Here is a 20,915-nt window from a genome sequence, read left to right as displayed (position 1 = left end):
GGTGGCTGAGTCCGGGATGACGGGGGAGACATTGGGCCGGAGTGCACTATGTTTGCCCCTTGCAATGACCGCCGCTCTGTTGGCGGCAAACACCAGGGAGCCATCACCATGGAAATCAAGACCTGTGGATCACGTCCGTCAGTTCGTCCGCCGGCAGATTATTTTACCGGCACCGTCCGCCTGGACCCGATCCACGACACGCCGGAGCCCGCGCGCATGCGCTGCGCCTCGGTCACCTTCGAGCCCGGCGCCCGCACCGCCTGGCACACCCATCCACTCGGCCAGACCCTGATCGTCACGGCCGGCACCGGCCTTGCCCAAACGTGGGGCGAGCCGGTTCGCGGCATCAGGGCAGGGGATACCGTGTGGTTTCCGCCGGGTGAAAAACACTGGCACGGCGCCACGGAAACAACGGCCATGACCCATATCGCCATCCAGGAAGCGCTGGACGGCAAGGCGGTTGATTGGATGGAACAGGTGAGCGACGACCAATATCTGGCAAGATAAGCGTCCGGCAGGCGCCGCATGAAACCGGGCCAATGATTCTTGCCGTTTCCGCGTTGCAATAGACAGGCGAACACAGTTATCTGAGGCGAAGGTTTGCGTCTCGGGGATATCTGCCCACGGACTGCCGCTTAAAGGTTTCGCCGATGTACAATTTCCATGTTGGACAAAAGGTCGTCTGTATCGACGGCAAGTTCAAGAACGTCTCGATCGATCAGGGCATCCGCAAGGGGCAGATCTATACGATCCGCTGGGTTGGTCCCTACAAGCATTATATCGACGGCGAATTCATCGGCGTGAAATTGGCGGAGATCGACAGGGGCAATGACGATGGTCCGGAAGGCTATGGCGCAGCCGATATGCCGTTTCGGGCCACGCGCTTTCGCCCCCTGCTGAAGGATCGCCTGTCGGCCCTGAAAAACCTTCTGGCGCCGACGCCGAAAGGTGAAAAACCCTATGCGCCAGACGCCCCCGAAGAGCCCAAGCGCAAGGCACCGGTTCGGAAAAAGGAAGAGGTCTAATCGACGACAGCGCCGCACGTCACGAATGACGCGCGGCGCTGCGGTTCTTCTGATGCTCGGCACAAGCCCCTTCCGCTAATGCGGAACGGGTCAGTTTGGATCGATGATCTGATGCCTGCGCACCAGCCGCAGGGAACGGTCAGGCTGGATGATGTAGGTTTCTTCAGCTGGCTTGCCGTATTGGTCATTCAACTGATGATGAACGACGCTACCGACGGGAGCCTTGGTCAGCTTGGTCTTCGGTTGGCCACCATAGGTGATGCTGCCGGGGATCGGGCTTATTTCCGGCATTGCCGAACAGGCGGCAAGGCCTGCGGCAAGCGTTGCTGCCAGGATTGCTTTCTTCATGTGGATTTCCCCTTCACGCCCCGATCGCTGGTCCCGGCTCTCTATTCTATGGCGCTGGACCGGCAAATTTGCTGGCAAACAGATGGCAACGCGCCTGCCACATGACAAGAGCCTTCAAGGCCGCTGTTTAAGAAAGTATGCAAAAACCCTCAAGATCGAGTTGAGATGCCGAAATTCAGGAGAAGGGAAAATGGTGGGCGATGACGGACTCGAACCGCCGACATCCTCGGTGTAAACGAGGCGCTCTACCAACTGAGCTAATCGCCCTTCGCGAAGCAGAAGCAGTGTCTGCCGCGTCGGTGGCCGTGATCTATGCGTATCGGTAGAAAACCGCAAGAGCGGAATGGAAGATTTTTTCGATTTTTTTGCAAAGCGCCAGGATCGCTGGCCGTCGCCCGATAAATCGGATGTGGAAAACCGGCAGGGCGTTGAGGGACAGCAATAGGGAGGGCCGAGCGAGCAAATTATGCTGTAGCGGGAAGTGCTTCCCAGAGAGGTGTGGAATTTTGTGGGTGCTTTTTCATGCCTGTGGAAACAATTCGATGGCTGTCACGGTTTTGTCTCCAAACCTGCTTGACACCCAAAGACGAACCTCGTAGTTAGCCGCTCATCGAAACGGCCTAGCCGGTTCGAGCGGATGCAAAAGCATCTGGACGACTTGAAATGAAATGCGCGGGTGTAGCTCAGTTGGTTAGAGTGCCGGCCTGTCACGCCGGAGGTCGCGGGTTCGAGCCCCGTCACTCGCGCCATTTCAAGATTAGCAGTTTCTGCTTATGTCCGGTGATGTTTGTAACATAATGCGCGGGTGTAGCTCAGTTGGTTAGAGTGCCGGCCTGTCACGCCGGAGGTCGCGGGTTCGAGCCCCGTCACTCGCGCCATTTTCCGCTAAGATTTCAAATGCAAGTGTGATTTGAAAGCCGACGGGACCTCTGGTCCCGGTCGGTTCTTGCCGTTTTTCCGCTGCATCAGGCGTGCAGGATTTTTTCGATCAGGTAGCCTGAGGTGCCGGTCTCATCGCGCAGTTCGCAGATGCCGGCTTCCTCCATCTGGTTGCAGACGAAGCGCAAGGTTGTTTCATCCAGCCCGAAGCGGAAAGAAAGCATGTCGTGCAGGTCAGCGGCAGTCAGTGGTCTGACTTCGCCGCAGCGTTCCCCCTCGCACAGCAGGCTGATCCGCACGGTGTGTGGCATGCATGGGCCGACTTGCCCGGCGCGCCATCTGTCGTTTTCGAGGATATCCGGCGTGTGCCGCCGTACTGCCGGTGGTCTCATCCCCGCAAAGAGGGGATAGCGATGATGCGCAATCTTTTTCACGGTAGACAGACCTTCCTCTGTTCCGTTGCAGGCAGTTGCTGAGGCAGGCATCTTTGGTGGCGGATACCCGGCCGTCATTCCCGTGTTCTGACGGCCGATGGGTCAAAGGTTGATGGGGCCCGGCTTCACATAGATATGCGCTTCGATCGCCGCTGCGATCAGATCCTGCCGGACAAGTTCTGGCGGTTGTTTGCCGCGAAAGGAATCCAGGCAGGTCATGACGGCAAGCTTGTAACTGGGGCCGCGTTTCTTCGGCCAGTTATTGAGGAGCAGGTCGGCGGCTTCCCGCGAGCTGGAGACGCTGATCACGTCTTGGCGGTCGTTCAGTTCGAGTAAAACACTCTCATGCCAGGGAATATCATCCATGAGCTCACCCTCTATTAGGAATAAATTACCTAAATGGGCTTGTGCGAAGGTTGTGTTTGTCCGTGCCGGTCAAGAAATTCGCCGAAGATAGCCTTCGGCATCATGCTTTCGACCCTGATTTCAGAAAGGAACCGGATGGGCTGCATTGCGACCCATGCAAAACGCGGATAGGCGCCATGCAGTCTTGCTGCAGCTCCCGTGAGCATGCGGGGGTCGCCTCCGTGTCCACTTTCCGGCGTTTTTGCATTTTGATTTCAATCGATTTTAGCCAGCGCGACCATATGTCCCCGGCGTTGCCGCTCAGAGGCTTGGCCGTCTGTCTTGCATGGGGCGGCCGGGATTCTGCGGGATTTGCGCCTACCCGGCGGAGATGCTAGTTTTTGGCCGGTCTTCATTCCCGCGACACAAGGGGGTGAAAACCGTTCTCAAGGCTTGCACAGCGGCGCTGGCTGCGCTAACCACTTTGGCGTTGCAACATATTTTTCGGCCTGTGAGCCTTTGTTTTGCGCTTCTCCAGCGCGCCTCGCAGGCAGGGACGGATACAATGACAGACCTTCTCGGCTCCTACATCCCGATCGCGATTTTCATCGGTATATCGCTGGTTATCGGGCTGGCGCTGCTGATCGCGCCGTTCGCCGTTGCCTATAAGGCGCCTGACGACGAAAAGCTTTCGGCCTATGAGTGCGGCTTCAACGCATTCGACGACGCCCGCATGAAATTCGACATCCGATTCTACCTCGTGTCGATTCTCTTCATCATCTTCGATCTCGAAGTGGCGTTCCTGTTTCCCTGGGCGGTATCGTTCAAGGACATGGGCTGGTTCGGCTTCTTCTCGATGATGTCGTTCCTCGGCGTGCTGACCATCGGCTTTATCTATGAATGGAAGAAGGGAGCGCTGGAATGGAACTGACATCCAGCACGACGCTCGTCGCGCCTAAGCCGAAGGGGATCGTCGATCCCTCGACCGGCCAGCTGATCGGCAGCAATGACAAATATTTCGGCGAGATCAACAATGAGCTCGCCGACAAGGGTTTTCTGGTCACCTCGACGGACGAGCTGATCAACTGGGCCCGCACCGGTTCGCTGATGTGGATGACCTTTGGTCTGGCCTGCTGCGCCGTCGAAATGATGCAGATGTCGATGCCGCGTTACGACGCAGAGCGTTTCGGCTTTGCACCGCGCGCCTCGCCGCGTCAGTCCGACGTGATGATCGTCGCCGGCACGCTGACCAACAAGATGGCCCCGGCTCTGCGCAAGGTCTATGACCAGATGCCTGAGCCGCGTTACGTCATCTCGATGGGCTCCTGCGCCAATGGCGGCGGTTACTATCACTATTCCTATTCGGTGGTGCGCGGCTGTGACCGCGTCGTGCCGGTCGATATCTATGTGCCGGGCTGTCCTCCCACGGCAGAAGCGCTCCTTTACGGTGTGCTCCTGCTGCAGAAGAAGATCCGCCGCACAGGCACGATCGAACGGTAAGGGCAGGGGACCTGAACATGAGTGAAGCCCTGAACGGACTTGCTACCTACATCCGCGAGACACGCGGTGCGTTGATTTCGGATGCCGTCATCAGCTATGGCGAACTGACGCTGACGTCGACAGCCGACAATCTGATCGCGCTCCTGACGTTCCTGCGCGATGACGCCCGCTGCGGTTTCATCAACTTTACGGATATTTGCGGTGTCGACTGGCCACAGCGTCCGGACCGTTTCGACGTCGTCTATCATATGCTGTCGCCGAAGCAGAACCTGCGCATCCGCGTGAAGGTCGCAACCGGCGAAGATCAGCCGGTGCCGTCGGCCTGTGCCGTCTATCCGGGCGCCGACTGGTTCGAGCGGGAAGCCTACGACATGTACGGCATCCTCTTCACCGGCCATCCGGACCTGCGCCGCATCCTCACCGACTACGGTTTCGAGGGCTATCCGCTGCGCAAGGACTTCCCGACGACCGGTTTCGTCGAGGTTCGTTACAATGACGAAGTCAAGCGTGTCGTCTATGAGCCCGTCGAACTGAAGCAGGAATTCCGAAACTTCGACTTCATGTCGCCCTGGGAAGGAACGGATTACGTTCTGCCGGGTGATGAGAAGGCAAAGCAGTGACTAGTGATTAGTCGGTAGTGATTAGAAAGGTCTTCGGTGACGATTGGGAAAATCAGTTCCTACCGTGATTTGAAGGTCTGGCAATTGGCGATCGATATATCGGTGGCCTGTTATGAAGTGACGAAGACCCTTCCGAGGGAAGAGATATACGGGCTGACGAGCCAGATCAGACGCTCATCCGCATCGGTCGCAGCAAACATTGCTGAAGGCTACGGAAGGGAAAACAGAGGCTCGTTTGTCCAGTTTCTGCGGATTGCGCAGGGGTCGTTGAAAGAGCTAGAGACGCACTTGATCATCGCCGGAAGGGTCGATCTGATACGTTCGGCCGTTTTAGCGAATTGTTGGACAAGTGCGATGAGAATGGAAAAATGCTGGGCGCTCTTATCCGGACTGTCCAGCGCAAGAAAGACGATGAGCAGGTTCGCGGATGATGACTAATCACTACTCACTGGTCACTAATCACCGCAAGCGCGGAGCGCGATGAAATGAACGAACATAACGTCCGGAATTTTAACATCAATTTCGGCCCGCAGCATCCGGCGGCGCACGGCGTTTTGCGTCTCGTGCTGGAACTGGACGGCGAGATCGTCGAGCGCGTTGATCCGCATATCGGCCTTTTGCATCGCGGTACCGAAAAGCTGATCGAGACCAAGACCTATCTGCAGGCTGTGCCCTATTTCGACCGGCTCGACTATGTCGCGCCGATGAACCAGGAGCATGCCTATGCGCTGGCCGTCGAGAAGCTGACCGCGACCGAGGTTCCGATCCGCGGCCAGCTGATCCGCGTTCTCTATTCGGAAATCGGCCGTATCCTCTCGCATCTCCTGAACGTCACGACGCAGGCCATGGACGTCGGCGCGCTGACGCCGCCGCTCTGGGGTTTTGAAGAGCGCGAAAAGCTGATGGTGTTTTACGAGCGGGCCTGTGGCGCGCGCATGCACTCGGCCTATTTCCGTCCGGGCGGCGTCCATCAGGACCTGCCGCACGAACTGGTCGAAGACATCGGCAAGTGGATCGAGCCGTTCCTGAAAACCGTCGATGATATCGACGAACTTTTGACCGGCAACCGCATCTTCAAACAGCGCAATGTCGATATCGGCGTCGTGACGCTGGACGATGCCTGGGCCTGGGGCTTTTCCGGCGTCATGGTGCGCGGTTCGGGGGCTGCCTGGGACCTGCGCAAGTCGCAGCCTTATGAATGCTATGCCGACATGGAGTTCGACATTCCGATCGGCAAGAATGGTGACTGCTTCGACCGTTACCTGATCCGCATGATCGAGATGCGCGAATCCGCCAAGATCATGCGCCAGTGCGTCGATCGCCTTTTGGGCGACGCCAAGATCGGCCCGGTTTCGTCGCTTGACGGCAAGATCGTGCCGCCCAAGCGTGGCGAGATGAAGCGGTCGATGGAAGCGCTGATCCACCATTTCAAGCTCTATACCGAAGGCTACCACGTGCCTGCGGGCGAGGTTTACGCGGCTGTCGAAGCGCCGAAGGGCGAATTCGGCGTCTATCTGATCTCCGACGGCACCAACAAGCCGTATCGCTGCAAGATCCGCGCGCCGGGTTACGCCCATCTTCAGGCCATGGATTATATCTGTCGCGGCCACCAGTTGGCGGACGTTTCCGCCATTCTCGGCTCGCTTGATATCGTGTTCGGCGAGGTTGATCGCTGATGCGCGGGATGGCCCTGACAGTTTTGGCATCGACGCTTGCTGCGGCTCCTGCCTTTGCGCAGGAAACCGCACCGAAATCCGATGAACCTGCGATGAGCGGTTCGTCGGGCAGCGGCATGGGCAGGCTTCTGAGCCAGGGCTACGAGATCAGGGCCGCAGTGCCGAACGGCACGCGCTACATCGTATTTTTGCAAAAAGACCAGTCAGCCTATGCCTGCGAATTCGTCACACTGACGACATCGCGGTGCGGTTCGATTAACTGATAAGGTGCGGGAAGAATGTCCGTTCGTCGACTAGCCGAAGAAAACGTCCAGCCAGCGGCCTTTGCGTTCAGCAAGGATAATGCCGCATGGGCCAAGGCCACGATCAATAAATACCCGAAGGGCCGCGAGCAATCTGCGGTCATTCCGCTGTTGATGCGGGCGCAGGAGCAGGATGGCTGGGTCACCAAGGCGGCGATCGAAAGCATCGCCGACATGCTGACCATGCCGTATATCCGCGCCCTTGAGGTTGCCACCTTCTACACCCAGTTCCAGTTGAAGCCGGTCGGAACGCGCGCCCACGTTCAGGTCTGCGGCACGACGCCGTGCATGCTGCGCGGCTCTGAAGACCTGATCAACCTGTGCAAGAAGCGCATTCATCCCAATCCGCTGACGCCGAACGAAGCCGGCACGCTGTCCTGGGAAGAAGTCGAGTGTCAGGGGACCTGCGTCAACGCACCGATGGTAATGATCTTCAAGGATACCTATGAAGACCTGACGGTTCCGCAGCTGGAATACATCATCGACCGTTTCGACGCAGGCAAGGGTGCCGACGTCAAGCCGGGTCCGCAGATCGACCGTATCTTCTCGGCTCCGGTTGGCGGTCTGAGCACATTGCTGACACCGGAAAAAAAGCCGGCAGCACCACGCGCCAAAAAGGTCAGTGACGAGGCTGCCGTCAACCTGGCGCCGTCGAATGCCGGACGGGCGAGGCCTGACGCCCCGGAAGCCGATCCGACCTTGAAGACGCCGGTGACGGCAAAGTCCGAATCCGCTGCCAACGATAAGGTTTCCGGCGAAACCAAGGCTGAAGGCGGCGCAGACGCCAAGCCTGGCGCCGCTGCGGCAAAGCCGTCGCTCGAAGACAAGAACCGTCCGGCCGGGATTGCCAAGCCGGATGCTGTCGATGACCTGAAGCTGATCTCCGGCGTTGGCCCGAAGATCGAAGGCACGCTGCACGAACTCGGTATCTTCACCTTCGCGCAGGTCGCGGGCTGGAAGCTGGTCGAGCGCGAATGGGTGGACGGCTATCTGAACTTCAAGGGCCGTATCGAACGTGACGACTGGGTCAAGCAGGCCGAGGCGCTGGCCAAGGGCGGCGAAGCCGAATACATCAAAGTTTTCGGCAAGAAGCCGCGATAAGTTAGGTGAACCATGCTCGACGATAAAGATCGAATTTTTACCAATATCTACGGCATCCATGACAAGTCGCTCAAGGGCGCGATGGGCCGTGGCCACTGGGATGGCACCAAGCAGATCCTGGAAAAGGGCCGCGACTGGATCATCAACGAGATGAAGGCTTCCGGCCTTCGTGGCCGTGGTGGCGCTGGCTTCCCGACCGGTCTCAAGTGGTCCTTCATGCCGAAGGAAAGCGACGGCCGCCCGCATTATCTCGTCGTCAACGCCGACGAATCCGAGCCCGGTACCTGCAAGGACCGCGACATCATGCGCCACGATCCGCATACGCTGATCGAAGGCTGCGTGATCGCGAGCTTCGCCATGGGCGCGCATGTCGCCTATATCTACGTGCGCGGCGAATATATCCGCGAGCGCGAAGCGCTGCAGGCGGCGATCGACGAATGCTATGACGCCGGTCTTCTCGGCATCAACAACAAGCTCGGCTGGGACATGGACATCTACGTCCATCACGGCGCCGGCGCCTATATCTGCGGCGAGGAAACGGCCCTTCTCGAAAGCCTCGAAGGCAAGAAGGGCCAGCCGCGCCTGAAGCCGCCGTTCCCGGCCAATATGGGCCTCTATGGCTGCCCGACGACGGTCAACAACGTCGAATCGATCGCCGTCGCCCCGACCATCCTGCGCCGTGGCGCCTCCTGGTTCTCGGCCATCGGCCGACCGAACAATGTCGGCACCAAGCTGTTCATGGTGTCTGGCCACGTCAACAAGCCGTGCACGTTCGAAGACGCGATGGGCACACCGTTCCGCGAAATGATCGAGCGCCATTGCGGCGGCATCCGCGGCGGCTGGGACAATCTTCTGGCCGTTATTCCAGGCGGCTCGTCCTGTCCGGTGGTCAAGGCCGAGGATATCATCGACGCGCCGATGGATTTCGACGGCATGCGTGACGTCAAGTCGTCGTTCGGTACCGCCGCCATCATCGTCATGGATCGCTCCACCGACATCATCAAGGCCATCTGGCGCCTCGCAGCCTTCTACAAGCACGAGAGCTGCGGCCAGTGCACGCCGTGCCGCGAAGGCACCGGCTGGATGATGCGCGTCATGGAACGCATGGTTCAGGGCCGCGCCCAGAAGCGTGAAATCGACATGCTGTTCGATGTCACCAAGCAGGTCGAAGGCCACACTATCTGCGCGCTCGGCGACGCGGCGGCTTGGCCGATCCAGGGCCTGATCCGCAACTTCCGTCCTGAGATGGAAGCGCGCATCGACGAATACACCCGCAACTCATCATCGCATGGCGCGGTGCTGGCTGCGGCGGAGTAACCGATATGGCAAGGCCGGGACACGAAACGGGGAAGGGGAAGCAGGCAGGACCTGCCGGACCCTCGACCGTGCCGCCGGCCGGCAATGATCCGTTCGGCATGGCCGAGTGGTTGAAGGACATGCCCAAGGCTGCGCTGCATCCGCTGATGCAGCATCCAGCGGCAGCCATGGCGGCGGCAACGGCGATCGGTTTCGGAATGACCAGCCAGATCGCCGGTTTCATGCTTGGGGCGATGCAGGGGCTGGCGCAAACGGCGCAGAAGACCGGTGTTGTGGCGGATGAAAAGAAGGCGGCAGAAGAAGCCGAACCTTTAGTGGAACCGGTTGCGGCGGCAAAGGCTAAGCCGGTAGTGAAGGCGAAGGCGCCCGGCAAGGCTCCGGCCAAGCCCCGGCCGGCAAAGGCGAAGCCAGCGGCGGCCGAGCCGGTTGCGGTTGCGCCGGTCAAGGCCGAAAAGCCGAAGCGGCAGAAGGTTGCCCGCGTTGTCGAAACGCAGGCGGACGATCTGAAGCGGATTTCCGGCATCGGACCGAAGCTGGAACAGGTTTTGAATGGAATGGGCGTGCGGCGTTATGCCGATGTCGCTTTGTGGAGCGATAAGGACGTGCAGCGTTTCGACGACCAGCTGGGTTTTGCCGGCCGTATCGCGCGGGACGGCTGGGTCGAGCAGGCAAAGGCCCTGATGAAGGGTTGAGATTGAGTTTCGGGCGGGGGCCGGTGGTTTTCGTTCAACGGGTTAGCGTGCCTTTATAATATCTGTTCGCCGCTTTGGCTGGCGAATGAACGACAGGATTGAGTACGAAGATGGCAAAGCTGAAAGTCGACGGAAAAGAGATCGAGGTCCCGGATCATTTCACGCTGCTTCAGGCGTGCGAAGAAGCCGGCGCCGAAGTTCCGCGCTTCTGTTTCCATGAGCGGCTTTCGGTCGCCGGAAACTGCCGCATGTGTCTGATCGAGGTGAAGGGAGGGCCGCCGAAACCGGCAGCCTCCTGCGCCATGGGCGTGCGCGACCTGCGTCCCGGCCCGAACGGAGAAACGCCGGAAGTCTTCACGACCACGCCGATGGTCAAGAAGGCCCGCGAAGGCGTGATGGAATTCCTGCTGATCAACCATCCGCTCGATTGCCCGATCTGCGACCAGGGTGGCGAATGCGACCTGCAGGACCAGGCAATGGCCTTCGGCGTCGATTCGACCCGCTATAACGAGAACAAGCGCGCCGTCGAAGACAAGTATATCGGCCCGCTGGTCAAGACCGTGATGAACCGCTGCATTCACTGCACGCGCTGCGTCCGCTTTACCACCGAAGTCGCAGGCATTGCCGAACTCGGCCTGATCGGCCGTGGCGAAGATGCCGAGATCACCACCTATCTCGAGCAGGCGATGACCTCGGAGCTTCAGGGCAATGTCGTCGATCTCTGCCCGGTTGGTGCTTTGACCTCCAAGCCCTACGCCTTCAACGCCCGTCCGTGGGAACTCGGCAAGACCGAATCGATCGACGTCATGGATGCCGTCGGCTCGGCGATCCGCGTCGATACGCGTGGCCGCGAAGTCATGCGCGTCATGCCGCGCGTCAATGAAGAGATCAACGAAGAGTGGATTTCCGACAAGACCCGCTTCATCTGGGATGGCCTGAAGACCCAGCGTCTCGACCGCCCTTACGTGAAGAAGGACGGCCGCCTGCAGCCTGCCAGCTGGAATGAAGCCTTTGCCGCCATCAAATCGGCAGTTTCAAAGACCAGCGGCGACAGGATCGGCGCGATTGCCGGCGATCTGGCGTCCGTTGAGGAAATGTACGCGCTGAAGGAACTGATTTCCTCGCTCGGCTCGAAGAACATCGACTGCCGCCAGGATGGCGCAGCGCTCGATCCGTCGTTCGGCCGCGCAAGCTATCTGTTCAACCCGACGATCCAGGGCATCGAAAGCGCCGACGCGCTGTTGATCATCGGATCGAACCCGCGCTTTGAAGCCTCGGTTCTGAACGCCCGGATCCGCAAGCGCTTCCGGATGGCCAATTTCCCGATCGGCGTGATCGGCGAACAGGCGGAACTGCGTTATTCCTACGATTATCTCGGCGCAGGCACGGACACGCTCGCCGAACTGGTTGCCGGCAAGGGCAAGTTCCTCAGCGTGCTGAAGAATGCACAGCGTCCGATGATCATCATCGGCCAGGGTGCGATCTCCGGGGCGAATGGCGCTTCGGTTCTGGCTGCCGCCGCCAAGCTCGCAGGTGCCATTGGCGCCGTCACCGCAGACTGGAACGGTTTTGCGGTTCTTCACACCGCAGCGTCGCGCGTCGGCGGTCTCGATCTTGGCTTCGTGCCGGGTGAGGGGGGCAAGACTGCTGCCGAAATGTTGACCGGAACGGACGTTCTTTTCCTGCTCGGCGCCGACGAAATGGATTTCTCCGGCAAGACCGCCGGCTTCACCGTCTATATCGGTTCGCATGGCGACGAAGGTGCACACGGCGCCGACGTCATCCTGCCGGGCGCGACCTATACCGAGAAGTCGGGCCTCTGGGTCAATACCGAAGGCCGCGTCCAGATGGGCAACCGTGCAGGCTTTGCACCGGGCGACGCCCGCGAGGACTGGGCGATCATTCGCGCTCTCTCCGACGTGCTCGGCAAGAAGCTGCCATTTGATTCGCTTAGTGAATTGCGCGGAAAACTTTACGCGGCACACCCGCATTTCGCTGCGATCGACATGATTGCAACGGGCGTAACGGGTGAAATTGCCGCACTTGCACAAAAAGCCGGTGAGATGGGCAAATCGGCGTTTGCGTCTCCGGTCAAAGACTTCTATTTGACGAACCCGATAGCACGCGCGTCCGCCGTCATGGCCGAATGTTCGGCTTTGGCACGCAACAATTTCAAAGCTGCGGCGGAATGAGCGCGAGGGAATAAGACACAATGGACGCTTTCATTTCGACCTATGTCTGGCCAACGGCCATCATGATCGGCCAGTCGCTGCTGCTTCTGGTCGCGCTGTTGATCTTCATCGCCTACATCCTTTTGGCTGACCGCAAGATCTGGGCAGCGGTGCAGATGCGCCGTGGACCGAATGTGGTAGGCCCGTGGGGACTTTTCCAGTCCTTCGCCGATCTTTTGAAGTTCGTCTTCAAGGAGCCGGTCATTCCGGCCGGTTCGAACAAGGTGCTGTTCCTGCTGGCGCCGCTGGTTTCCGTGACTTTGGCGCTTGCAGCCTGGGCGGTTATCCCGCTCAATGCCAACTGGGTGATGGCCAATATCAATGTCGGCATCCTCTATGTTTTCGCCATTTCCTCGCTTGAGGTTTACGGTGTCATCATCGGCGGCTGGGCATCGAACTCCAAATATCCGTTCCTGTCAGCGCTGCGCTCCGCCGCCCAGATGGTCTCCTATGAAGTCTCGATCGGCTTCGTCATCGTCACCGTGCTGCTCTGCGCCGGTTCGCTGAACCTGACCGATATCGTCGATTCGCAGCGCGATGGCCTGGGGACGATGATGGGCCTGCCTGGCTCGTTCCTCGACTGGTACTGGCTGCCGCTGTTCCCGATGTTCATCATCTTCTTCATCTCGGCGCTGGCTGAAACCAACCGTCCGCCCTTCGATCTGGTCGAAGCGGAATCGGAACTGGTCGCCGGGTTCATGGTCGAGTATGGCTCGACCCCGTACATGATGTTCATGCTCGGCGAATATGCCGCCATTTGCCTGATGTGCGCGCTGACGACGATCCTCTTCCTCGGCGGCTGGCTGCCTCCGGTCGATGTATGGTTCCTCAACTGGGTTCCGGGCATCATCTGGTTCATCCTGAAGTCTTCGATGGTGTTCTTCATGTTCGCCATGGTCAAAGCCTTCGTGCCGCGCTACCGCTACGACCAGCTGATGCGTCTGGGCTGGAAGGTCTTCCTTCCGTTGTCGCTCGCCATGGTCTTCATTGTTGCAGTCACGTTGAAACTGGTGGTGTGGGCCTGATGCTTACGTCCCGTTTCGCAAAATCAGCCGGCGCCTCCCAGGCCGGCATGTTTGGAGGTTGATGATGGCAGGTCTGTCGCAAGCCGTCAGTTCGCTGTTCCTCAAGGAATTCGTCAACGCGTTTTTCCTGTCGATGCGCTATTTCTTCGCGCCGAAGGCAACGTTGAACTATCCGTTTGAAAAGGGGCCGATCAGCCCGCGCTTTCGTGGCGAACATGCACTGCGCCGTTATCCGAACGGTGAAGAACGTTGCATCGCCTGCAAGCTGTGCGAAGCGATCTGTCCTGCCCAGGCGATCACCATTGAGGCTGGCCCGCGCCGCAACGATGGCACGCGCCGCACGGTCCGTTACGACATCGACATGGTGAAGTGCATCTATTGCGGTTTCTGCCAGGAAGCCTGTCCGGTAGACGCGATCGTCGAAGGCCCGAACTTCGAGTTCGCCACCGAGACGCGCGAAGAACTCTACTACGACAAGGACCGGCTGCTTTCCAACGGCGACCGTTGGGAGCGCGAAATTGCCCGCAACATTGCAATGGACTCGCCGTACCGCTGAGACTTTGCATGGGGACTGCGCCTGCCGTTTGAGGCCGGCGTTACACTGATCTTGGGCGTGGCCGGCATGAGCCGGTGCGCCAGTGGGAAGGATGGCCTCGCTGCCATGCCTGCCCGGGGAAGACGAAAAAGGCACCGATCATGGGTCTGCAGGCTCTGTTTTTCTATCTTTTTTCATTCGTCGCGGTTGCGTCGGCGTTCATGGTGATTTCTGCGCGGAACCCTGTTTATTCCGTGCTGTTCCTGATCCTGACGTTCTTCAACGCCGCCGGCCTGTTTCTTCTGACGGGCGCCGAGTTTTTGGCGATGATCCTGCTGGTCGTTTATATCGGCGCGGTCGCGGTTCTCTTCCTCTTCGTGGTGATGATGCTCGACATCGACTTCACGCAGCTGAGGTCTGGTGTGCTGGAATATGCGCCGGTCGGCGCGCTGATCGGCCTGGTGCTGGCAGCCGAGCTGATCATCGTGGTCGGTGGCAGCTCGTTTTCGCCGCAAATCGCCAAGTCGATCTCGATGCCGATCCCGGCCATCGCCGATCGCACCAACACGGCCGCACTCGGCGACGTGCTCTATACGCACTATGTCTACTTCTTCCAGATTGCCGGCCTGGTTCTTTTGGTCGCCATGATCGGCGCCATCGTTCTGACGCTGCGCCATCGCGACAACATCAAGCGCCAGGATATTCCCACACAGGTTGCCCGTTCGCCCAAGACCGCTGTTGAAGTGGTCAAGGTGAAGTCGGGGCAGGGCCTTTAAGACGGACGCGAGGTCAAGGAACACATCATGGAAATCGGTATTTCCCACTATCTGACCGTCAGCGCCATCCTGTTCATACTGGGCGTCTTCGGCATTTTCCTCAACAGGAAGAACGTCATCGTCATCTTGATGTCGGTGGAACTCATTCTGCTCGCGGTGAACATCAACATGGTCGCGTTCTCGCACTTCCTGAACGACATCACCGGCCAGGTGTTCGCCCTGTTCATTCTGACCGTCGCGGCAGCGGAAGCCGCAATCGGTCTTGCAATTCTCGTCGTCTTCTACCGTAACCGCGGCTCCATCGCCGTGGAAGACGTCAACATGATGAAGGGCTGAGCGGCCAATGAATACGATTATTCAAGCCATCGTCTTCCTGCCGCTGATCGGCTTCCTGATCGCGGGCCTGTTCGGCACCTCGATCGGCGCCAAGGCTTCGGAATACGTCACCACCGGCTTCATGATTATTGTCGCCGTCTTGTCCTGGGTCGTGTTCTTCCACGTCGCACTCGGCGAGACGGAGCTGATCAAGGTCAGCGTGATGCGCTGGATCCAGTCCGGCAGCTTCGATGCAGAATGGGCCTTCCGGGTCGATACGCTGACCGCCGTCATGTTCGTCGTCGTCAACACCGTGTCCTGCCTGGTTCACCTCTATTCGATCGGCTACATGCACCACGACCCGCATCGGCCGCGCTTCTTTGCCTATCTGTCGCTGTTCACCTTCGCCATGCTGATGCTGGTGACGTCGGACAACCTGTTGCAAATGTTCTTCGGCTGGGAAGGGGTGGGTCTTGCGTCCTACCTGCTGATCGGCTTCTGGTACAAGAAGCCGTCGGCATCGGCTGCGGCGATGAAGGCTTTCATCGTCAACCGCGTCGGTGACTTCGGTTTCGCGCTCGGCATCTTCGGCGTCTTCGTGCTGTTCGGCTCGATCAGCTTCGAAACCATCTTTGCCGCTGCTGCCAGCTACCTGCCGGCTGAGGGCGCTGCCGAGGGTGGCGAGGTCGTCATCAACCTGTTCGGCATGCATCTCGACAAGGCCCATGCGGTCACCGGCGTCTGCCTGCTGCTGTTCATGGGCGCGATGGGCAAATCGGCGCAGTTCCTGCTGCACACCTGGCTGCCGGACGCCATGGAAGGCCCGACGCCCGTGTCGGCACTGATCCATGCCGCGACCATGGTCACGGCCGGCGTCTTCCTCGTCGCCCGCATGTCGCCGCTGTTCGAATTGTCCCATACGGCTCTGATGGTCGTTACCGTCATCGGCGCGATCACCGCGTTTTTTGCGGCAACCGTCGGCCTCGTCCAGAACGACATCAAGCGCGTCATCGCCTATTCGACCTGCTCGCAGCTCGGCTATATGTTCGTGGCGCTCGGAACAGGCGCTTACGGCGCTGCGATCTTCCACCTGTTCACGCACGCCTTCTTCAAGGCATTGCTGTTCCTCTGCGCCGGCTCGGTCATCCATGCCGTTGATGGCGAACAGGACATGCGACACATGGGCGGCCTGCGTCCGCACATCAAGGTGACCTTTGCCATGATGCTGATCGGCACTTTGGCGATCACCGGCGTCGGCATCCCGTTCACCTCGTTTGGTTTCGCGGGCTTCTTCTCGAAGGACGTGATCATCGAGGCGGCCTATGCGTCGCATTCCTCGGTCGGCGGTTTCGCCTTCACGCTTCTGGTCATTGCGGCCCTGTTCACCAGTTTCTACTCGTGGCGCCTGATGTTCCTGACCTTCTTCGGCAAGCCGCGCGCGTCCCACGAGGTTATGCACCACGTTCACGAATCGCCGCAGGTCATGCTGATCCCGCTCTACATCCTGGCGTTCGGCGCCGTGGTTGCCGGTTTCCTCGGTGAGGGATATTTCTACGGCCACGAATATGCCGAATTCTGGCAGGGCTCATTGTTCACGCTGCCGGGCAACGAACTGGTTGACGAGTTCCATCACGTGCCGGCTTTGGTAGCCCTCAGCCCGTTCATCGCCATGATCCTCGGCTTCGTCACCGCCTGGTACATGTATATCCGTTCGCCGGAGACGCCGAAGTATCTGGCCGAGCAGCATCGTGGTCTCTACCAGTTCCTGCTCAACAAGTGGTATTTCGACGAACTTTACGACTTCCTGTTCGTTCGTCCCGCTAAGCGCATCGGCACCTTCCTGTGGAAGGAAGGCGATGGCCGGATCATCGACGGCTATGGCCCGAACGGTATTGCCGCCCGCGTCATGGACGTCACTGACCGCGTCGTTCGCCTGCAGACCGGTTACCTCTATCACTACGCTTTCGTGATGCTCATCGGCATCGCGGCGCTCGTTACCTGGATGATGCTCGGGAGCTCCTTCTGATGACCGATTGGCCCATTCTCTCCGCGGTCACCTTCCTGCCGTTGGTCGGTGTTGCTCTTCTGCTTCTGGTGCGTGAAGACAGCGCCGCCGGCCGCCGCAATATCCTCAACATCTCATTGCTGACGACAGTTGTTACCTTCCTGGTATCCTGCTGGATCTGGTGGAGCTTCGACCAGTCGAACCCCGGCTTCCAGATGGTCGAGAAGCATGCCTGGCTCGGCACGGGCATCTCCTATCATCTCGGTATCGATGGCATTTCGATGCTGTTCGTGGTGCTCTCGGCTTTCCTGATGCCGTTCTGTGTCGTGGCCAGCTGGCTCTCGGTCGAAAAGCGCCTGAAGCAGTACATGATCGCCTTCCTTCTGTTGGAAGTGTTCATGATCGGCGTCTTCGTGTCGCTCGATATCGTGCTGTTCTACGTGTTCTTCGAAGCCGGCCTGATCCCGATGTTCATCATCATCGGCGTCTGGGGTGGCAAGGAGCGCGTCTACGCTGCCTATAAGTTCTTCCTCTACACGCTGCTCGGCTCGGTGCTGATGCTGCTCGCCATCATGGCGATGTACTGGCAGGCCGGCACGACCGACATTGCAGAACTGCTCGCCTATCAGTTCCCGGCGCAGATGCAGACATGGCTATGGCTGGCCTTCTTCGCCTCGTTTGCGGTGAAGATGCCGATGTGGCCCGTCCACACCTGGCTTCCCGATGCGCACGTTCAGGCGCCGACGGCGGGCTCGGTCATTCTGGCTGGCGTTCTCCTCAAGCTTGGCGGTTACGGCTTCCTGCGCTTCTCGCTGCCGATGTTCCCGCTCGCATCCGAGTATTTCGCACCCTTCGTCTTCACGCTGTCGGTTGTCGCGATCATCTACACCTCGCTGGTGGCGATGATGCAGTCCGACATCAAGAAGCTGATCGCCTATTCGTCGGTTGCCCACATGGGCTATGTGACCATGGGTATCTTTGCCGCCAATACTCAAGGCGTCCAGGGTGCGATCTTCCAGATGCTGTCGCACGGCCTCGTGTCCGGCGCGCTCTTCCTCTGTGTCGGCGTGGTCTACGACCGCACCCACACCCGCGAGATCAGCGCCTATGGCGGGCTCGTCAACAACATGCCGAAATATGCGGTCGCCTTCATGATCTTCACCATGGCGAACGTCGGCCTGCCGGGCACGTCTGGCTTCGTCGGTGAAATCACCGTGCTGCTTGGCGCCTTCCGGGCCAACACCTGGGTGGCGTTCTTCGCCACCACCGGCGTCATCCTGTCGGCGTGTTATGCTCTTTGGCTCTACCGCCGGGTGATCTTCGGGACACTCGACAAGGACAGCCTGAAATCGCTGCTGGATCTGTCCGGCCGTGAAAAGGCGCTGCTCTATCCGCTGATCGTGCTGACCATCTTCTTCGGCGTCTATCCGGCTCCGGTCTTCGATGCGACGGCGGCTTCGGTGGACGTGCTTATCAACAACTACACTGCGGCCGTGCAGGCAGCGCATGACGTTGCGCTTTCGGCGAAATGACGACAGGACGGGATTGAAATGACTGCTGAAACATTCCTCGCTAGCCTGCACCTGTCGACCCCGGAGCTGATCCTTGCGGTCGGCGCCATGGTGTTGTTGATGATCGGCGTCTTTTCCGGCGAGAAATCGTCCGGTCTGGTCACCGGTCTTGCGGTCGGCCTGCTCGCCGTGTCCGGTGTCTGGCTGGTCTGGCAGACCGGCGACGGACAGGCCTATAACGGCGCCTTCCTGTCGGATCCGTTTGCCAAGTTCATGAAGGTGCTGACCTTGTTCGGCTCCATCGTGGCGCTGATCATGTCGGCGGGCGAGGCGCGTTCGACCGGCATCGACCGGTTCGAATTCCCCGTTCTGATCGTGCTGGCCACGCTCGGCATGCTGCTGATGATCTCGGCCAACGATCTGATCTCGGTCTATCTGGCGCTCGAACTGCAGTCGCTGGCGCTCTACGTCGTTGCCGCGATGAACCGCGACAATCTGCGTTCGACGGAAGCGGGCCTCAAGTATTTCGTACTCGGCGCGCTGTCGTCCGGCATGCTGCTCTACGGCATGTCGCTGGTCTACGGTTTCACCGGCCATACCGGTTTTGACGGCATCGCTGCTGCGCTGTCGGCAGAAGGCCGTTCGCTCGGCCTGGTCTTCGGTCTGGTCTTCATTCTTGCTGGCGTCGCCTTCAAGATTTCGGCCGTTCCGTTCCACATGTGGACGCCGGACGTTTATGAAGGCGCACCGACACCGGTCACCGCCTTCTTTGCCGCGGCTCCGAAGGTTGCCGCGATGGCCATGCTGATCCGTCTGGTGATCTCGCCGTTCGAGCCGATCGTCACGGACTGGCAGCAGATCGTCGTGTTCATCTCGATTGCCTCGATGCTGCTCGGCTCATTTGCCGCCATCGGCCAGAAGAACATCAAGCGACTGATGGCCTATTCGTCGATCGGCCACATGGGCTATGCGCTCGTCGGCCTGTCCAGCGGCTTGATGGCCGGTGTGCGTGGCGTGCTCATCTACATGCTGGTCTATGTGGTGATGACGCTCGGCACCTTTGCCTGCATCATGGCGATGAAGCGCAAGGACGGCAATCACGTCGAAAGCGTCGATGATCTCGCCGGCCTGTCGCAGACCAACCCGTTCATGGCGACGGTGCTGACCGTGATGATGTTCTCGCTGGCTGGCATTCCGCCGCTCGCCGGCTTCTTTGCCAAATACTTCGTGTTCATGGCGGCCATCGAAGCGCATCTCTATGCTCTGGCGATCATCGGTGTTCTCGCCTCCGTCGTCGGCGCCTACTACTATCTGCGCGTCATCAAGCTGATGTGGTTCGATGAAGCCAAGGGCGAGTTTGCACGGCCTTCCGGCGTGTTGCGCCTGGTCTACGGCCTTTCGGGTCTGTTCGTTCTTGCCTATGTGTTGATCGGCGGACCGATCGGTACAGCGGCCGAAGTTGCAGCGCGGACGTTCTTTTGACAGGACAGGACCGGATCGGCAGAGTTTCGCTTGATAATTACCGGCATACGGCGCTTGGCGATGTCGGATCGACGAATACGGAATGCCTAATCCGTGCGCGTGCGGGTGACCCGGGACTTCACTGGATCACCGCAGCACGGCAGATTTCCGGCCGGGGCCGGCGCGGCCGCAGCTGGGCGTCGGAGCCGGGCAATCTTTACGCGTCGCTGCTTCTGATCGACCCGGCGCCGATGGAGAAACTGCAATCGCTGCCGTTGGCAGTCGCCGTTGCGGTGCATCGGGCGATCCAGGCGGTCATGCCATCAGGCGCAAATCCGGTCTCGATCAAATGGCCGAACGATATTCTGATTGCCGGTAAGAAGTGCTGCGGTATCCTGCTGGAAGGCGAAGGCCTGCCGGACGGGCATCATGCGCTGGTTATCGGCTGCGGCATCAATGTCGCGCTGGCGCCGGATCATGGGCTTTATCCGGTCACCAGCCTGCAGGCGGAAGGTGCCGCCGTTTCACCGGACGAGCTTTTTGCCCATCTGTTTCGAAGCATGAGCGACGCGTTGAATACCTGGAACCGTGGCGACGGGATCGCAGAGATTATTGCACAATGGCGGTCCGCAGCAGGCGGGATCGGCCAGAAGATTACAGTCAACCTGCCGGATCGCTCGCTTTCCGGCATGTTTGAAGGCATAGATGAAGACGGCCGGCTGATGCTCGATCTTGGGGCAGGCACGGTTCAACGCATCGCCGCAGGCGATGTATTTTTTGGATAGACCCCCTTTCGGGTGACATAAGGCGCAATCAA

General features: G+C 59.5%; 22 protein-coding genes, 3 tRNA genes and 1 pseudogene. 22 read left to right on the top strand and 4 right to left on the bottom strand.

Annotated elements, in window-relative coordinates:
* The first annotated feature begins 108 nt into the window (after positions 1–108).
* Positions 109–507: a (R)-mandelonitrile lyase gene (locus ACP7BS_RS22635; protein ID WP_426239897.1), complete on the top strand. Its 399-nt coding sequence runs from the start codon at positions 109–111 to the stop codon at positions 505–507.
* A 143-nt stretch (positions 508–650) separates the two neighbouring features.
* Positions 651–1,025: a CAP-Gly domain protein gene (locus ACP7BS_RS22630; RefSeq protein WP_426239896.1), complete on the top strand. Its 375-nt coding sequence runs from the start codon at positions 651–653 to the stop codon at positions 1,023–1,025.
* Between the two features lie 90 nt (positions 1,026–1,115).
* Here ACP7BS_RS22630 and ACP7BS_RS22625 read toward each other — a convergent pair whose 3' ends face one another.
* Together ACP7BS_RS22625 and ACP7BS_RS22620 are read right to left on the bottom strand one after the other, a co-directional pair.
* Positions 1,116–1,373: a hypothetical protein gene (locus tag ACP7BS_RS22625; RefSeq protein ID WP_426229990.1), complete on the bottom strand. Its 258-nt coding sequence runs from the start codon at positions 1,371–1,373 to the stop codon at positions 1,116–1,118.
* Between the two features lie 191 nt (positions 1,374–1,564).
* Positions 1,565–1,640, bottom strand: a tRNA-Val gene (locus ACP7BS_RS22620).
* A gap of 405 nt (positions 1,641–2,045) precedes the next feature.
* Between ACP7BS_RS22620 and ACP7BS_RS22615 the strand changes: the two genes are divergently transcribed.
* A tRNA-Asp gene (locus ACP7BS_RS22615) sits at positions 2,046–2,122 on the top strand.
* A 52-nt stretch (positions 2,123–2,174) separates the two neighbouring features.
* A tRNA-Asp gene (locus ACP7BS_RS22610) sits at positions 2,175–2,251 on the top strand.
* An 87-nt stretch (positions 2,252–2,338) separates the two neighbouring features.
* On the opposite strand, the gene ACP7BS_RS22605 is transcribed toward ACP7BS_RS22610, so the two are convergent.
* Positions 2,339–2,686 (bottom strand): hypothetical protein, encoded by a 348-nt coding sequence (locus tag ACP7BS_RS22605; RefSeq protein WP_426239895.1) that lies wholly within the window; start codon positions 2,684–2,686, stop codon positions 2,339–2,341.
* Positions 2,687–2,788: 102 nt separating this feature from the next.
* A complete protein-coding gene (locus ACP7BS_RS22600) occupies positions 2,789–3,052 on the bottom strand; it encodes a DUF982 domain-containing protein (RefSeq protein ID WP_426239894.1) in 264 nt (87 codons plus the stop codon).
* Positions 3,053–3,596: 544 nt separating this feature from the next.
* Here ACP7BS_RS22600 and ACP7BS_RS22595 point away from each other — a divergent pair.
* From ACP7BS_RS22595 to ACP7BS_RS22510, 18 genes and pseudogenes are all read left to right on the top strand, one after another.
* A complete protein-coding gene (locus ACP7BS_RS22595) occupies positions 3,597–3,962 on the top strand; it encodes an NADH-quinone oxidoreductase subunit A (RefSeq protein WP_037107729.1) in 366 nt (121 codons plus the stop codon).
* Positions 3,953–4,531: a NuoB/complex I 20 kDa subunit family protein gene (locus ACP7BS_RS22590; protein ID WP_037107732.1), complete on the top strand. Its 579-nt coding sequence runs from the start codon at positions 3,953–3,955 to the stop codon at positions 4,529–4,531. Before ACP7BS_RS22595 ends, ACP7BS_RS22590 begins: the two co-directional genes overlap by 10 nt.
* A 17-nt stretch (positions 4,532–4,548) precedes the next feature.
* A complete protein-coding gene (locus tag ACP7BS_RS22585; protein WP_037107735.1) occupies positions 4,549–5,151 on the top strand; it encodes an NADH-quinone oxidoreductase subunit C in 603 nt (200 codons plus the stop codon).
* A gap of 42 nt (positions 5,152–5,193) precedes the next feature.
* A pseudogene (locus ACP7BS_RS22580) lies at positions 5,194–5,582 on the top strand (four helix bundle protein).
* Positions 5,583–5,636: 54 nt separating this feature from the next.
* Entirely contained in the window at positions 5,637–6,827 is a 1,191-nt protein-coding gene (locus ACP7BS_RS22575) for an NADH-quinone oxidoreductase subunit D (RefSeq protein ID WP_426229993.1), read from the top strand.
* Entirely contained in the window at positions 6,827–7,090 is a 264-nt protein-coding gene (locus ACP7BS_RS22570) for a hypothetical protein (RefSeq protein ID WP_426229994.1), read from the top strand. Before ACP7BS_RS22575 ends, ACP7BS_RS22570 begins: the two co-directional genes overlap by 1 nt.
* 15 nt (positions 7,091–7,105) lie before the next feature.
* Positions 7,106–8,230, top strand: coding sequence for an NADH-quinone oxidoreductase subunit E (locus ACP7BS_RS22565; protein WP_426239893.1), 1,125 nt, complete (start codon positions 7,106–7,108; stop codon positions 8,228–8,230).
* Between the two features lie 12 nt (positions 8,231–8,242).
* The gene (gene nuoF / locus ACP7BS_RS22560; RefSeq protein ID WP_060641218.1) at positions 8,243–9,547 is read left to right on the top strand and encodes an NADH-quinone oxidoreductase subunit NuoF; all 1,305 of its coding nucleotides are present in this window, start codon (positions 8,243–8,245) and stop codon (positions 9,545–9,547) included.
* Between the two features lie 5 nt (positions 9,548–9,552).
* A complete protein-coding gene (locus tag ACP7BS_RS22555; RefSeq protein WP_426239891.1) occupies positions 9,553–10,239 on the top strand; it encodes a hypothetical protein in 687 nt (228 codons plus the stop codon).
* Positions 10,240–10,349: 110 nt separating this feature from the next.
* On the top strand, positions 10,350–12,431 hold the full coding sequence (gene nuoG / locus ACP7BS_RS22550; protein ID WP_426239890.1) for an NADH-quinone oxidoreductase subunit NuoG: 2,082 nt from the start codon (positions 10,350–10,352) through the stop codon (positions 12,429–12,431).
* Between the two features lie 20 nt (positions 12,432–12,451).
* Positions 12,452–13,495 carry an NADH-quinone oxidoreductase subunit NuoH gene (gene nuoH, locus ACP7BS_RS22545; protein ID WP_060641215.1) on the top strand — a complete coding sequence of 348 codons (1,044 nt, stop codon included), beginning with the start codon at positions 12,452–12,454 and terminating at the stop codon, positions 13,493–13,495.
* 64 nt (positions 13,496–13,559) lie between these two features.
* Positions 13,560–14,051, top strand: coding sequence for an NADH-quinone oxidoreductase subunit NuoI (gene nuoI, locus ACP7BS_RS22540; RefSeq protein WP_113314430.1), 492 nt, complete (start codon positions 13,560–13,562; stop codon positions 14,049–14,051).
* Between the two features lie 140 nt (positions 14,052–14,191).
* Positions 14,192–14,806, top strand: a complete 615-nt coding sequence (locus tag ACP7BS_RS22535) for an NADH-quinone oxidoreductase subunit J (RefSeq protein WP_426229998.1) — start codon at positions 14,192–14,194, stop codon at positions 14,804–14,806.
* A 27-nt stretch (positions 14,807–14,833) separates the two neighbouring features.
* Entirely contained in the window at positions 14,834–15,142 is a 309-nt protein-coding gene (gene nuoK, locus ACP7BS_RS22530) for an NADH-quinone oxidoreductase subunit NuoK (RefSeq protein WP_037107776.1), read from the top strand.
* Between the two features lie 7 nt (positions 15,143–15,149).
* Positions 15,150–17,147: an NADH-quinone oxidoreductase subunit L gene (nuoL, locus tag ACP7BS_RS22525; protein WP_426239889.1), complete on the top strand. Its 1,998-nt coding sequence runs from the start codon at positions 15,150–15,152 to the stop codon at positions 17,145–17,147.
* On the top strand, positions 17,147–18,658 hold the full coding sequence (locus ACP7BS_RS22520; RefSeq protein ID WP_426239888.1) for an NADH-quinone oxidoreductase subunit M: 1,512 nt from the start codon (positions 17,147–17,149) through the stop codon (positions 18,656–18,658). Before nuoL ends, ACP7BS_RS22520 begins: the two co-directional genes overlap by 1 nt.
* An 18-nt stretch (positions 18,659–18,676) precedes the next feature.
* On the top strand, positions 18,677–20,119 hold the full coding sequence (nuoN, locus tag ACP7BS_RS22515; protein WP_426239887.1) for an NADH-quinone oxidoreductase subunit NuoN: 1,443 nt from the start codon (positions 18,677–18,679) through the stop codon (positions 20,117–20,119).
* A complete protein-coding gene (locus ACP7BS_RS22510) occupies positions 20,116–20,883 on the top strand; it encodes a biotin--[acetyl-CoA-carboxylase] ligase (RefSeq protein WP_426239886.1) in 768 nt (255 codons plus the stop codon). The genes nuoN and ACP7BS_RS22510 overlap by 4 nt, the downstream gene beginning before the upstream one ends.
* Positions 20,884–20,915: the final 32 nt, after the last annotated feature.

The sequence above is a fragment of the Pararhizobium sp. DWP1-1-3 genome, from assembly GCF_049896125.1.
Taxonomy (GTDB): domain Bacteria; phylum Pseudomonadota; class Alphaproteobacteria; order Rhizobiales; family Rhizobiaceae; genus Pararhizobium.
This window is presented reverse-complemented; position numbering and strand designations above follow the sequence as displayed.